Source organism: Streptomyces odontomachicola, from assembly GCF_039605595.1.
Lineage (GTDB): Bacteria > Actinomycetota > Actinomycetes > Streptomycetales > Streptomycetaceae > Streptomyces.
Genome location: NZ_JBCFOK010000001.1, coordinates 194,457 through 207,379, shown reverse-complemented (window position 1 = coordinate 207,379; position 12,923 = coordinate 194,457). Strand labels below are relative to the sequence as shown.

Genomic DNA, 12,923 nt, shown 5'->3' with positions numbered 1-12,923 from the left:
CCTGCACGGGTCATTTTGCGCTACGGGGTGCCCCCCGGTGCCCGTTCCGGGGCTTCGCCCCGGGCCCCGTCGGGTGCGGGGGCGCTGGCGCTTGGGGGCTGCGGTCCGCTGTGCCCACCCTCCCCCAAGCTCTCCGGCTGCGCTCCGAGCAGGGAGGTACCCCCCTCGCCCCAGCGGAACGATTGCCCACAGCTCGTACGGGGGGGCACCCAACCCGAATCCCGCCGCAACGGAAAGCAACCACGCACCCGAAGCCGTCGGCGGTCTAAGCGCGAATCGAGCTACCCATCCACACGCAGCTCGTCCAACACCGGAGGTGGCGGCTTGGGCGGCTGGGGCATCACCGCTGCCTCGGAGTGGCCGCCGCAGCCGTAGGACAGGGACACCACGTGACCGTCGGCGGGGCTGAACTCGTTCGCGCAGACGCCGAACGCCTGCCGCAGCGACCCCACGAGCGGCACCAGGAAGCCGCAGCTCACACAGCTCGCGGGCGCGGACTGCGCCATGGGGGCGGCCGGCCCGTAGGACTCCTCCCAGCGGTCGGCCGCCTCGTGCAGCCCGTACCGGGACAGCACCCGCGTACGCCCCAGGCCCATCTCCTCGGCGACGTCCGTCACCCGGCCCCGCACGGGCGCCTCGGCGGTCGGCTCCTCGTCGGCGACCGGCGAGTTCGGCGGCGGCTCCTCCTCGCCGGAGAAGCCGGGCTCCAGACGGAGGTCGCCCTCCTCGGTGGGGAGCAGGTCGCCGGGCCCGAGGTCGCCGGGGCGCAGCCGCTCGCTCCACGGCACCCACTCGGGCGCGAGCAGCGCGTCGGTGCCCGGCAGCAGCACCGTCTCGTCGAGGGTGACGACCTTCGCGCGGGAGGCGCGGGCGACGGTGGTGGCCCAGCGCCAGCCGCGGTACGCGGGGTCGAGGCACTCGAAGTAGTGCGTGACCACCCGGTCGGCGTCGGCGACGGCCTCCAGGTGCTCGCCGATCATCCCGGGGTCGGCGACCTCCTCGGCGGCCTCCCGCGCGAGCTCGACCGCCTCGGCGCACAACCGGTCGGGGGCACGGCGGGCGCGGCGCGCCGACGCCGCCTTCGGCTTCGCGGTCGCAGTCGCGGCACTCATGCAGCACTCACAAGAATCGTCTCTCCTACGCCGTAGCGCCCTTGTCGGCGTGCGCTGTCCGTACGGCGGCCGGTGGAGAAACGGGCGGGAGGTGGACGGAGCGGGACCGCGGAGGCCGCTGCGACGTCCGCTTCCCGGCTCGTGAGCCGTTCGGAGCGCACCGTTCGACCACGCTACCCCACGGGCGGGAGCACGGCGTTACCGGGGAACTCCCCGCGGCCCCGCGCAGGGGATCACGCGACCGGCCCGGCAGGGGATCACTCGGCACACCGCGGGACGGACCAGACAGCACCACGGGACGGACCGGACAGCGGACACCCGGCGGTCACTCGGCGGACGCCCCGGGGGATCACGCGCGGAACCGCATCCGCCGCCACGCCCCGGGGCACACTGAAGGGCGTGGCCGCCAAGGGCCGTTGGGCCTCACGCACCCGGCCGCGCACCCGGTCGCACAGCGCACCACGCACCGGACCCCGCGCCTGGTCTCACACCGCATCGCGCACCGCATCCCGCACCGCGCGTGCGCTCGCCCGCGCGCCTGCCGCAGCAGGCCGCCGGGTACGCCGCCTCACGCACGCGCACGGCGCGGGCGAATCGGGGCTCGGCAAGCTGATCGAGCTGCACGCGGTGAACTCGGCCGGCGACATGCTCGTCACCCTCGCGCTCGCCTCCACCGTCTTCTTCTCCGTACCGACCGGCGAGGCGCGCGGCAGGGTAGCGCTCTACCTGCTGGTGACGATGGCGCCGTTCGCGCTGCTCGCGCCGGTGATCGGGCCGCTGCTGGACCGGATACCGCACGGCAGGCGCGCCGCGATGGCGGGCGCGCTGCTGGCCAGGGCGCTGCTCGCGCTGGCGCTCGCGGCGGCGGTGCGCGGCGGCGGGCTCGGCCTGTACCCGGCGGCGCTCGGCGTGCTGGTCGCCTCGAAGGCGCACGGTGTGGTGCGCTCGGCCGTCGTACCCCGGCTGCTGCCGCGCGCCTTCTCGCTGGTGAAGGCGAACTCGCGGATCACGCTCGCCGGGCTCGCGGCGACGGCTGCGGCCGCGCCGCTCGGCGCCGGGCTGCACGCGCTGGGCGAAGAGTGGCCGCTGTACGGGGCGTTCGCGCTGTTCATCGTGGGGACCTTCCTGTCCTTCTCGCTGCCGCACGCGGTGGACTCGGCGCGGGGCGAGCGGCGGGCGGTGCTGGGCGGCGGCGCGCCGCGGGCGCGGCGGCCCGGGCTGCGTACGGTCGGGCCCTCGGTGCGCGGCGCGCTCACCGGCGGGGCCGCGCTGCGGTGCCTGTCCGGGTTCCTCACCTTCTTCCTGGCGTTCCTGCTGCGCGAGCACCCGCTGGACGGTCTGTCGGCCGCGCTGTCCCTCGGTCTCGTCGTGGTCGCGGCCGGTACGGGGAACGCGCTCGGCAACGCCGTCGGCGCCTGGATCAGGGGCCGCGGGCCCGAACTGATCGTCGCGGTCGTGCTGTTGGCCGCGCTGGGCGCGACGGTCACCGCTGCGGTGCTGTACGGGGCCGTGACGGTGGCCGGGGTCGCGGCGTCGGCCGGCCTCGCGCAGGCGCTGAGCAAGCTGGCGCTGGACGCGCTGATCCAGCGCGATGTGCCGGAGGCGGTGCGGACCTCGGCGTTCGCGCGCTCGGAGACGGTGCTCCAGCTCTCCTGGGTGGCGGGCGGCGGGCTCGGGATCGTGCTGCCCCTGGTGGGGGTCGCCGGAATGGGGGCGGCGGCCGCCGTGGTCGCGGCGGGCGTCGCGCTCTCGGCCCGCGGCCTGCTGGCCGGGGCGCAGCGGCCGACGCGGCGCACCGCGGGACCGGGCAGGACGTACGGGGCACGGCACGCCGAACCCGCGCGTCGCCTGAAACCGGGCGCCCGGTAATCTGCCCGGCATGAGCTACGCGATCTCCCGGCGGGGTGTCCGCACCGCCACCGCAATCGGCGCTGTGTCCCTCGGCCTGCTCGCCCTTTCGGCCTGCGAGAAGCCGACCCCGATGGCGACCGCGACCGTGAACGGCGAAAGCGTCTCGGTGGAGGCGTCCTGCTACGAGGGCGGCAAGACCATTCCTTCCGGGCAGGTCAAGGAGTGCCTCGGCAAGAAGGCCGAGAAGTCCGTCAAGGTGGGCCCCGGCGACAAGGTCCGCTTCGGCGTGGACCCGGACATCGCCAAGGACGGCTGGTTCCTGGTGTCGGACAACAAGACGACGCCGCTGCCGCAGCCCACCAAGAAGACGTACCACTCCTTCCCCGGCGACGCGTTCTTCCAGCAGCAGAGCGCCATGGGCCAGCCCGGCCCGCCGAAGAAGGAGGCGCAGGTCACCATCGGCACCGCCACCGGCGTGTGGCACGTGAAGCTCATCAACGACGACGCCTGACCCCCGTACGAGGGGAGGCCGGGGCGGTCAACTGGAGGCGCTGATGCGGACCTTGGCCGTGACCGCCGTGGAGGCGGAGCGTGACGCGGTGGCTCCGCGCGGCGGGCACATCCTGACGCTGCCCGGCGGCTACCGGCTGCACCGCGCGCACGAGGACACCGGCGTCGACGTGCTGGCCGGCGGGGTCGGCCCGGGCGCCATCGCCGCCGCGACCGCGACGGCACTCGCGTACGCCGCGCTCCAGGGCGGGGGCTCGTACGGGTCCCCGTACGGGCTCGTGGTCTCGGCCGGGATCGGTGGCGGCTTCCCGCCGCTGCCGCTCGGCGCCACCGTGGTCTCCGACGCGATCGTCGCCGCCGACCTGGGCGCGCAGACCGCCGACGGCGGCTTCGCCGAGCTCGGATTCGGCACCGTCGTGCACACCCCGCCCAAGGACCTGGTGCGGGCCGCGGCCGACGCGGCGGGCGCCGTCACCGGCACCGTGCTCAGCGTGTCCACGGTGACCGGAACGGCCGCGCGCGCACGGGAGTTGAGCGAGCGGCACCCCGGCGCGGCGGCCGAGGGCATGGAGGGATTCGGCGTGGCCGAGGCCGCCGCCGCATACGGGCTGCCGGCACTGGAGGTGCGGGCGGTCTCCAACGCGGTGGGCCCGCGCGACAAGGCGGCCTGGGACATCCCCGGGGCGCTGACCGCCCTGGAGGGGGCGTTCGAACGGCTCGCGCCCGTGCTGCGAACATGGCAGCCATGAGCCCGTCGCAGACCCCGCAGAGCCAGGAGCCGCAGAGCGAGCAGCCGCAGACTCCGCTGCGCATGGCGTATTCGCCGTGCCCCAATGACACCTTCACCTTCGACGCCTGGGCGCACGGCCGCGTGCCGGGGGCGCCGCCCATCGAGGTCGACTTCGCCGACATCGACATCACCAACGGCATCGCCGAGCGCCGAGAGGACCGCTTCGACGTGCTCAAGGTGTCGTACGCGGTGCTGCCCTGGGTGCTGGACGACTACGCGCTGCTGCCCTGCGGCGGCGCGCTCGGCCGGGGCTGCGGGCCGCTGGTGCTGACCCGCGAGCCGGAGGGCGGGCCTGCGGCGCTGAGCGGGAAGCGGGTCGCGGTGCCGAGCGAGCGGTCCACCGCCTATCTGCTGTTCCGCATCTGGGCTGCGGCCGAAGTGCCGGGCGGGGTCGGCGAGGTCGTCGTGATGCCGTTCCACGAGATCATGCCCGCGGTGCGGGACGGCGCGATCGACGCGGGCCTGGTGATCCACGAGGCGCGCTTCACCTACCGGGACTACGGGCTGCACTGCCTCGCCGACATGGGCGAGCACTGGGAGAACACCACGGGCCTGCCCATCCCGCTGGGCGCGATCATCGCGAAGCGCTCGCTGGGCGAGGAGACGCTGCGCTCCCTCGCCGACGCGGCGCGCGCCTCGGTACGCATGGCGTGGGAGGACCCCGAGGCGGCGCGGCCGTATGTGATGGAGCACGCGCAGGAGATGGACCCGGCCGTCGCCGACCAGCACATCGGGCTGTACGTCAACGAGTTCACCGAGGACCTGGGCGCCGACGGGTACGGGGCGGTGCGCGGGCTCCTGGAGCGCGCGGCCGACCAGGGGCTCGTGCCGAAGCTGGGGCCCGAGGCGCTGAGCTTTCCCTGAGGGGCGCTCTCAGGGGCTTCCTTCCCGTGCCCGGCGCCCCTGAGGGACCCCTGACATGCCGGACCCCGGCCCCCTTGTGCGGGGCCGGGGCGGGTGTACGGGGTTGCTCAGACGTCCAGTTGGTCGGCGACCGCGCGCAGCATGCCGGCGATCTTGCGGCCGTGCTGCTTGTCCGGGTACCGGCCGCGCTCGAGGCCCTGCGCGACGCCGTCCAGCAGTGTGGTCAGATCCTGCACGATCGAGGCCAGCTCGTCCGGCTTGCGCCGCTGCGCCGCGGCGACCGAGGGCGCGGGGTCGAGCAGTGCGACCGAGAGTGCCTGGTCCCCGCGCTGTCCGGCCACGACGCCGAACTCCACCCGCTGGCCCGGCTTGAGCGCGTCCACTCCGTCGGGCAGCACTGACGAGTGCACGAAGACGTCGCCGCCGTCGTCGCGTGAGAGGAAGCCGAAGCCCTTCTCGCTGTTGAACCACTTGACCTTGCCGGTAGGCACGTGAAGTCCTCGTCCTCGTACTCGTCCGGGCAGCCGGGCGGGCCGCTGTGTGCTGAAACTGGCTGTGGAGAAACTTGCTCTGAATAGCAGTTGAGCGGGTCGCTTGACCCGCCAACCACCAAGGCTAATCGTCCCGGGCCCGGTGGCAAGATGCCGCCGAGGGGTTCCTCCGTGCACTTGCCCACCGAACTACCCTGGGCTCGTGAACGCTGAAACGTCCCGCGCCGGTGATCTTCTCGTACGTACCGGCGGCATCGTCTTCCTGGTGGGAGCGGTGGCGACCGTCGTCACCGTGGCCCCGCTCTTCCTCGGCACCAAGCCCTTTCCCGCGCCTGCCTACTTCGTGTGCATGCTCATGGGACTCGGCTTCGTGATCGCCGCGGCGGGCCTGCTCCGCTCGGCACTGGCGGAGCGCAGGGCGGCGCGTACGAAGCGCTGAGGCGTCGGCCCTCCGGACGCCGGCTCTCCTGGCGCCGGCCGGGCCTCCGCTCTCCGGGCGTCAGCCCTCCAACTGCCGCGCGAACCACGCGGGGAACGCGGCGAGCCCCTCCTCCAGCACCACGTCGGCACCGGCGGCGCGCAGTTCCTCCGCGCCGATCGGGCCCGTCGGCACCGCGACAGACAGGGCGCCGGCCGCCTTGGCCCCGCGTACGTCGCCGGTGTGGTCGCCCACGTAGATCCCGGCGCCGTGCTCGCGCAGCGCCTCGGCCTTGGTCTCGGCCCACAGCCCGCCGATCACCGCGTCGGGCCCGATGCCCAAGTGGCTCAGGTGGAGGCGTGCGTTGGGCTCGTGCTTGGCGGTGACCACCACCGCGCGGCCGCCCGCCGCGCGCACCGCGTCCACCGCCTCGCGGGCGCCGGGCAGGGCCGGCGCGGGCTCGATCGCGTACTCCGGGTAGAGCGCGCGGTAACGGTCCGCCATCTCGGGTATCTGCTCGGCGGGGAACCAGTGCGCCAACTCCACGTCCAGCGGCGGCCCGAGCCGGGTCACGGCGAGATCGGCGTCGATGAAGACGCCGGTCTCGGCCGAGAGCTTCCGGTACGCGGCGTGGATGCCGGGGCGGGAGTCGATCAGCGTCATGTCGAGGTCGAATCCGACGGTGGGCGCGGCCCGTTCCCCGGGTACGGATGCGGTGACGTACGAGACGGACGCGGCGGGCGCGGAGGGTGCGGCGTGAGCGACGGAAGCGGTGTCAGCGGCGGGCGCACCGTCGGCGGCGGGCGCGGAGGACGCCCCGTCCGGGGCCTGAGGGGCCGGCGCGGCGTGCGGCGCGGACGGGTCGTGCGGGGCGTGCGGTGCCTTGTCGAGCATGTGACCCATTCTCCCTCGCCCCGGTCCGCGCTCGGGCCCGCCTCACCCGCCCGTACGTCCGGCCGGTACGCCGTCGTCGCCGCTCTTGCGAGGTAGCCCCGCGATGCCCGTCGCCCCGCCGACGCACCCCGCGGCACCCGGCGCTCCCTCCCGCAACGGCCCGGCGGGCGGCGGCCGTTCACGCCGCGCGGCCACCGCGCGCCGCACCGCCCTGCTGTGCGCGGCCGCCGCGGCGCTGGTCCTCGCCGCGCTGCTGAGCCTCGCCGTGGGGGCCAGGGCGATCGCGCCGGGTGAGGTCGCCCACGTACTGCTGCACGGCGGAGGCAGCGGAGGCACTGGGAGTCACCAGAGTGGTGCGCAGAGTGACGCCGCCGAGGTCATCAGCACACTCCGCCTGCCCCGCACACTCGTCGGCCTGCTCGTAGGGGCCGCTCTCGGGGTCGCCGGGGCCGTGATGCAGGGGCTCACCCGGAACCCGATCGCGGAGCCCGGGGTGCTGGGCGTCGCGCAGGGCGCCTCGGTCGGGGTGCTGTGCGCGATCACCTTCGCGGGGGTGCACGGTCTGGCGGGCTCGGTGTGGTTCGCGTTCGCGGGGGCGGGTATCGCCGGGGTCGTGGTGTACGCGATCGCCGCGCGGGGGCGCGGAGGGGCGACGCCCGTGAAGCTGGCGCTCGCGGGCGCGGCGGTCAACGCGCTTCTGCTGTCGGTGGTTTCGGCGATCCTGACGACCCGGGCCGCGGCGCTGGACGAGTTCCGCTTCTGGCAGGTCGGCTCGCTGTCCGGGCGGGACGCCGCGATCGCAGGGCAGCTGTGGCCGTTCCTCGTCGCCGGGTTGCTCCTGGTGCTGGCCTCGGCCCGCGGCCTGGACGCGCTGGCCCTGGGCGAGGACGCGGCGAAGGGGCTCGGGCAGAACGTGGCGGCCGTACGCGTCGTCGGCGGGCTCGGCGCGACCGTGCTCACCGGGGCCGGGGTGGCCGCGGCGGGACCGATCGCCTTCGTGGGCCTGGCCGTACCGCACATCGCCCGCGCGCTGGTGGGCGGCGGCCACCGCTGGCTGCTGCCGATGTCCACGCTGCTGGGCCCCGTCGTGCTGCTGGTGTCCGACGTGGTGGGCCGGATCCTGGTGCCGCCCGGCGAGGTACCGGCGGGCGTGATGACCGCGCTGCTCGGCGTGCCGTTCCTGGTGGCCCTGGTGCGGAGGAGAGTGGTGGCGGCGTGAGCGGCGGGCAGGTGAGGGCGCGGGGCGTGGCGCATGCGGTCCCGCCCGGATACGCCCTGCTCAGACCCCGTACGGGAATCTCCGTGCTGGTCCACCGCCGGGCGCTGCTCGTCGCCTCCTGCCTCCTGCTCGCGCTGGCCGCCGCCGTGGTGGCCGGGCTGACCGTGGGCGAGACCCCGGTGGCCCCCGCCGAGGTCGTGAAGGTGCTGCTCGGGCAGCCCTCGCCCGACGCGCTCGTGGTCGGCACGCTGCGGATGCCGCGGCTGGTCGTGGGCCTACTGGTGGGGGCGGCGCTGGGAGCCGCGGGCTCGCTGATCCAGACCGTCGCCCGCAATCCGCTGGCCAGCCCCGAGATCATCGGGGTCACCCACGGGGCGGCCGCGCTGACCGTGGGCGGGCTGGCCTTCGGGGTGTCCTCGCCCGCGGTGCTGCCGCTGTTCTCGGTCGCGGGCGGGGTGCTGGCGGCGGCGCTGGTGTACGCCTTCGCCTGGCGCGGCGGGCTGCACGCGGGCCGCTTCGTGCTGATCGGCATCGGCTTCTCGGTCGCGCTGTCCTCCCTCACCCAGCTCTTCCTCACCAAGGGCGACTATCTGGTGGCGCAGCAGGCCAAGGTGTGGATGACCGGTTCGCTCAACGGGCGCGGCTGGGACCAGGCGGTCCCGCTCGGCCTCGTCCTCGCGGCCCTGGCGCCCGCCGTCCTGTGGGCTGCGCGGGCGCAGCGCGAGGTGACGTTCGACGACGGCACGGCCACCGCGCTCGGCGTCCGGCTCGGCCGCACCCGGCTGGGGCTCGTCGCCACCGGCGTGGTGCTGGCCTCGGTGGCCACCGGCGCCGCCGGGCCCGTGGACTTCGTGGCACTGTTCGCACCGCAGATCGCCCGGCGCCTGACCGGTACGGCGCAGATCCCGCTGCTGTGCTCTGCTCTCTTCGGCGCACTGCTGGTGACGGCCGCCGACGTACCCGCGCGCCTGCTGTTCGCGCCCACCGAGCTGCCGGTCGGCGTGCTGACGGCGGCGGTGGGAGCCCCGTACCTGATCCGGCTGCTCGTACGGAACACCCGCACTGGAGCGACCACATGAGCACACACGAGGGCATACCCGCCGAGGGCGCACCCGCTGAGGGCGCGCCCGCGCCCCGTACCCGCCTCGCCGCGCGCGGTCTGACCCTCGCGTACGAGGCGGTGACGGTGGTCGAGAGGCTGGACCTCGACCTCCCCGACGGCGAGGTGACCGTCGTCGTCGGGCCCAACGCCTGCGGGAAGTCGACCACGCTGCGGGCCCTGGGGCGGCTGCTGAGACCGCGCGGCGGCGCCGTACTGCTGGACGGACGGGAGCTCTCCCGGCTGCCCACCCGGCGCGTCGCCCAGTCCGTCGGGCTGCTCCCGCAGTCCCCCGTGGCGCCCGAGGCGATCACCGTCGGCGATCTGGTCTCGCGCGGCCGGCAGCCGCATCAGCGCTGGTGGCAGCAGTGGTCGGCGGAGGACGAGCGGGCGGTCGCTGAGGCCATGGAGCACACCGGCACGGCCGGGCTGGCCGAGCGTCCCGTGGACGAGCTGTCCGGCGGCCAGCGGCAGCGGGTGTGGCTGGCGATGGCGCTGGCCCAGGAGACCGACCTGCTGCTCCTCGACGAGCCCACCACCTACCTGGACATCGCCCACCAGGTCGAAGTCCTCGACCTCGTACGCCAGTTGAACAGGGAGCGCGGCCGCACCGTCGTCATGGTGCTGCACGACCTGAACCAGGCGGCGCGCTACGCGGACCGGCTGGTCGCCCTCAAGGACGGCCGGATCGCCGCGCAGGGACCGCCCGGCGAGGTGGTGGACGCCGCGATGGTCCGCGAGGTCTTCGGCCTGGAGTCGGTGGTGGTGCCCGATCCGGTCACCGGGTCGCCGCTGGTGGTGCCGGGCGCGCCCGGACGCGGGTCGGGCCGCGCGGACGACGGGGCCGCCGCGAAAGCCGTTCCCCCATCTCAGGCCCCCTCCGCTTCCCCGTCCCCCTCCCCGTACCGAAAGGCGAACACGTGACTCTTCCCGCTTCCCGCAGTGGTGCCGCCGGCGCGCTGGCGGTGTGTGCCGCGCTCGTCCTCGCCGCGTGCGGTACGGGGTCCGGCACCGGCTCCGGCGCGCAGGACGACCAGGGCAAGCACCCCGTGAAGACCTTCAAGGGCACGGTCCCGGTGCCGAACCACCCCAAGCGGGTCGTGGTGCTGGACACCGCCGAGCTGGACTCCGCGATCACGCTCGGCGTGAAGCCGGTCGGCGCGACCAGGGCCGACGTCGGCAAGAGCTTCCTGGGCTACCTGCCGAAGGACAAGCTCGACGGCATCCGGGACGTGGGCACCATCGGCTCCCCCAACCTGGAGAAGATCGCCTCCCTCAAGCCGGACCTCATCCTCACCAACGCCGCGCGCGACGCGAAGAACTACGAGCAGCTCAAGGCCATCGCGCCGACGGTGATGACGGAGTCGACCGGCTACCCCTGGAAGCAGAACTTCCGTACGCACGCCGACGCGCTGGGCAGGAAAGCCGAGGCGGACAGGGCGGTCGCCTCGTACGAGAAGCACGCGCACGAGGTGACGAAGGCGCTCGGCGGCCCTACGAGGGCGAAGGCCATCCGCACCAACGTCGTCCGCTTCACCGAGGGCGCCGACACCCGCGTCTACGGCGACCGCAGCTACATCGGCACGGTGCTGGAGGACGCGGGGCTCGGGCGGCCGCCGGTGACGAAGAAGGCGGACGAGGGCGACGGGCTCTACCTGGGCGTCAGCCCCGAGAAGCTGGACGAGGCGGACGCCGACGCGCTGTTCTACTCCTCGTACGGCGACCCCGCCGAGTCGGGCCAGACGAAGGCGGTGCGCAGCGGGCTGTGGAAGAACCTCGGCGCTGTACGGAACGGGAAGGCGTTCCCCGTGAACGACGAGCTGTGGATCCAGGGCATCGGCTACACGGCGGCGGACCGGATCCTGGAGGACCTGAAGGCCAAGCTGGCGAAGTAGGGCCCCTGACCCCGCGACCTCCGGGCGGAGCAGCTCCGGTGGCGGGGTGTCAGGGGCGGGCCCACGGTCGAAGGGTCAGTGAACCAGCCTCATTCAGGAGTGCTCATGCGTCTTCGTACCGCAGCAGCCGCGACCGCACTGGCCGCCACGGCCGTACTCGGAGGGGCGGGGGCAGCGGCCGCCGACTCCGGCGCGAACGGCGAGACCGCCAACTCCCCCGGTGTGGTGTCAGGCAACAACATCCAGGTGCCGGTGCACATCCCGGTCAACGCCTGCGGGAACAGCATCAACGTCATCGGGCTGCTCAACCCGGCGATGGGCAACAAGTGCGCTAACGACTGACCTCCCGCCCGTACGCGAAGGCCCCCTGCCCGGCACCGCACCGGACAGGGGGTCTTCGTCGCGTAGGGGGCTTTTTTGTGTACGGGGGCCGCGCGCGGCTCTCAGCCGCCCACCGACCGCCGGGCCCTCCACAGCAGGAACAGGGCGCTGGCCACCGCGGCGAGCCGGAGCAGCACGGGCCAGGTCTCGTTCAGCGCCGCGCGCATCGCCTCGCCGCCCGCCGGCAGCGGGTCGCCCCAGCGGCCGTCGCTCCGGCCCCACAGCCACACCGCCGCACCGGCCGCGACCACCCCGGGCATCCCGGCCGCCGCCCACTTCGCCTCCGTACGGGGAAGCCGCGGCGACCACCATGCGGCGAGCCAGCCGAGGCCGAGCGGGATCAGCGAGCCGGTCACCGCGCCGGCCAACAGCAGGAGCGCGGCGGCGAGTTCGACGAAGCCGCCCGCGCGGGGCCCGCCGGTCGCGCGGCGCTTGCGGGCGAAGAAGAGCAGGTCTCCGAGCGAGGGCCGGCCCGAGACCACGGCGGGCTCGGCGCCGTCGCCGGGGGCCGTGGGCGGGGCCTGGGGCGCGCCGCCGTTCTGCGGGGGGATGCCCGGTGCCGGGGGTGCGGGCTTCTCCTCCTCGTCCTCGCTGGGCGGGGGCTTGAGCACCTCGGGGAGCTCGATGCCGCCGGTGAATCCCGGCGGCAGGTCGGCGGCGCCGGAGGAGCGCACGGAACCCTCGCCGGGCCCCGCCTCCAAGCGCCACCAGTCGACGCCCGCGCCCCCGCCGGTCTCGCTGGGCCCGAGCTCGTCGAGCCCGGCCAGGTGGGGCGCGTTGTTCTCCAGGTCCTTGAGGGTGGGGGCAGGCTGACCCGGCGCGGCCGCGCGGGAGCGGCGCGCCCTGAGCGGCTTCTTCCAGAGCGAGTCCGCGTCCTTGGCGGAGGCGCCCGAGGCACCCGAGGCCGCCGAGGAGCCTGGCGCCTCGGCACCGCCCGAGGGCTCGGGAGCCGCCGGATACACGCCGCCGACCGAGCCGCCCGAGCCGCCGCCCGCCGCACCGCCGCCCGGCTTCGCGAAACGATCCCTCGCGCCCCGCGCCTGCTCGCGGGCCTCGCGCGCACGGGCCCTCGCGCGTTCGCCCAGGGAACCGTCCCGTACCGAGGCGGCGGGCCCGCGCGGCTGCGGCATCACGTCGCTGAGCCCCGCCGCTGACACCGAACCGCCGCCGCGCGCCGCGACGACCTCCTCCGGCTTGCCGAGCCTGCCCAGGATGCGGCGCACGGCCGACTTGCTCTGCGCCCCGCCCTCCTCGGCCCGCATGCGGTCGATCTCGGCGCGCAGCCCGTTCACCAGCCGCGCGCGGTCCGACGCCGTCATGGAGGTGCTGTGCGCCAGGTCACCGACCCGGCTCAGATAGTCGAATACGAGCTGTTCGCCCTCGATGCCCACTCGCCGCC

At 74.8% G+C, this 12,923-nt stretch carries 14 protein-coding genes; 10 read left to right on the top strand and 4 right to left on the bottom strand.

What is annotated here, in order from left to right:
- Positions 1-281 precede the first annotated feature (281 nt).
- Entirely contained in the window at positions 282-1,112 is an 831-nt protein-coding gene (locus ABEE00_RS01095; RefSeq protein ID WP_345743238.1) for a DUF3027 domain-containing protein, read from the bottom strand.
- Between the two features lie 399 nt (positions 1,113-1,511).
- On the opposite strand from ABEE00_RS01095, the gene ABEE00_RS01090 reads away from it, so the two are divergent.
- From ABEE00_RS01090 to ABEE00_RS01075, 4 genes are read left to right on the top strand one after another with little or no spacing between them, the layout of a single operon-like run.
- Entirely contained in the window at positions 1,512-2,981 is a 1,470-nt protein-coding gene (locus ABEE00_RS01090) for an MFS transporter (RefSeq protein WP_345743237.1), read from the top strand.
- A 10-nt stretch (positions 2,982-2,991) separates the two neighbouring features.
- Positions 2,992-3,474, top strand: a complete 483-nt coding sequence (locus tag ABEE00_RS01085) for a DUF2771 domain-containing protein (RefSeq protein WP_345743236.1) — start codon at positions 2,992-2,994, stop codon at positions 3,472-3,474.
- A gap of 43 nt (positions 3,475-3,517) precedes the next feature.
- Positions 3,518-4,222, top strand: coding sequence for a futalosine hydrolase (locus ABEE00_RS01080; protein WP_345743235.1), 705 nt, complete (start codon positions 3,518-3,520; stop codon positions 4,220-4,222).
- Positions 4,219-5,127 carry a 1,4-dihydroxy-6-naphtoate synthase gene (locus ABEE00_RS01075; RefSeq protein ID WP_345743234.1) on the top strand — a complete coding sequence of 303 codons (909 nt, stop codon included), beginning with the start codon at positions 4,219-4,221 and terminating at the stop codon, positions 5,125-5,127. The genes ABEE00_RS01080 and ABEE00_RS01075 overlap by 4 nt, the downstream gene beginning before the upstream one ends.
- A 107-nt stretch (positions 5,128-5,234) precedes the next feature.
- Here ABEE00_RS01075 and ABEE00_RS01070 read toward each other — a convergent pair whose 3' ends face one another.
- Positions 5,235-5,618, bottom strand: a complete 384-nt coding sequence (locus ABEE00_RS01070) for a cold-shock protein (RefSeq protein WP_345743233.1) — start codon at positions 5,616-5,618, stop codon at positions 5,235-5,237.
- Between the two features lie 202 nt (positions 5,619-5,820).
- Between ABEE00_RS01070 and ABEE00_RS01065 the strand changes: the two genes are divergently transcribed.
- Positions 5,821-6,057, top strand: a complete 237-nt coding sequence (locus ABEE00_RS01065) for a hypothetical protein (protein ID WP_345743232.1) — start codon at positions 5,821-5,823, stop codon at positions 6,055-6,057.
- A 60-nt stretch (positions 6,058-6,117) separates the two neighbouring features.
- Here ABEE00_RS01065 and ABEE00_RS01060 read toward each other — a convergent pair whose 3' ends face one another.
- Entirely contained in the window at positions 6,118-6,699 is a 582-nt protein-coding gene (locus ABEE00_RS01060) for an HAD family hydrolase (RefSeq protein WP_451918482.1), read from the bottom strand.
- A 334-nt stretch (positions 6,700-7,033) separates the two neighbouring features.
- On the opposite strand from ABEE00_RS01060, the gene ABEE00_RS01055 reads away from it, so the two are divergent.
- From ABEE00_RS01055 to ABEE00_RS01035, 5 genes are all read left to right on the top strand, one after another.
- Positions 7,034-8,149, top strand: a complete 1,116-nt coding sequence (locus ABEE00_RS01055; RefSeq protein ID WP_345743230.1) for a FecCD family ABC transporter permease — start codon at positions 7,034-7,036, stop codon at positions 8,147-8,149.
- 26 nt (positions 8,150-8,175) lie between these two features.
- Positions 8,176-9,228 (top strand): FecCD family ABC transporter permease, encoded by a 1,053-nt coding sequence (locus ABEE00_RS01050; protein WP_345743229.1) that lies wholly within the window; start codon positions 8,176-8,178, stop codon positions 9,226-9,228.
- Complete coding sequence (locus tag ABEE00_RS01045) at positions 9,225-10,172, top strand: ABC transporter ATP-binding protein (RefSeq protein ID WP_345743228.1); 948 nt, start codon at positions 9,225-9,227, stop codon at positions 10,170-10,172. The genes ABEE00_RS01050 and ABEE00_RS01045 overlap by 4 nt, the downstream gene beginning before the upstream one ends.
- A complete protein-coding gene (locus ABEE00_RS01040) occupies positions 10,169-11,143 on the top strand; it encodes an ABC transporter substrate-binding protein (protein ID WP_345743227.1) in 975 nt (324 codons plus the stop codon). Before ABEE00_RS01045 ends, ABEE00_RS01040 begins: the two co-directional genes overlap by 4 nt.
- Positions 11,144-11,248: 105 nt before the next feature.
- Entirely contained in the window at positions 11,249-11,485 is a 237-nt protein-coding gene (locus ABEE00_RS01035) for a chaplin (protein WP_345743226.1), read from the top strand.
- Between the two features lie 101 nt (positions 11,486-11,586).
- Here the strand turns inward: ABEE00_RS01035 and ABEE00_RS01030 are convergent, their stop codons facing one another.
- Positions 11,587-12,915 carry a hypothetical protein gene (locus ABEE00_RS01030; protein ID WP_345743225.1) on the bottom strand — a complete coding sequence of 443 codons (1,329 nt, stop codon included), beginning with the start codon at positions 12,913-12,915 and terminating at the stop codon, positions 11,587-11,589.
- Positions 12,916-12,923: the final 8 nt, after the last annotated feature.

Bases quoted from the DNA above. Each gene is read 5' to 3' on its own strand.
- ABEE00_RS01055 (WP_345743230.1), top strand. From the start codon at position 7,034: ATGCCCGTCGCCCCGCCGACGCACCCCGCGGCACCCGGCGCTCCCTCC.
- ABEE00_RS01060 (WP_451918482.1), bottom strand. From the start codon at position 6,699: ATGACGCTGATCGACTCCCGCCCCGGCATCCACGCCGCGTACCGGAAG.
- ABEE00_RS01080 (WP_345743235.1), top strand. From the start codon at position 3,518: ATGCGGACCTTGGCCGTGACCGCCGTGGAGGCGGAGCGTGACGCGGTG.
- ABEE00_RS01035 (WP_345743226.1), top strand. From the start codon at position 11,249: ATGCGTCTTCGTACCGCAGCAGCCGCGACCGCACTGGCCGCCACGGCC.
- ABEE00_RS01045 (WP_345743228.1), top strand. From the start codon at position 9,225: ATGAGCACACACGAGGGCATACCCGCCGAGGGCGCACCCGCTGAGGGC.
- ABEE00_RS01075 (WP_345743234.1), top strand. From the start codon at position 4,219: ATGAGCCCGTCGCAGACCCCGCAGAGCCAGGAGCCGCAGAGCGAGCAG.
- ABEE00_RS01095 (WP_345743238.1), bottom strand. From the start codon at position 1,112: ATGAGTGCCGCGACTGCGACCGCGAAGCCGAAGGCGGCGTCGGCGCGC.
- ABEE00_RS01085 (WP_345743236.1), top strand. From the start codon at position 2,992: ATGAGCTACGCGATCTCCCGGCGGGGTGTCCGCACCGCCACCGCAATC.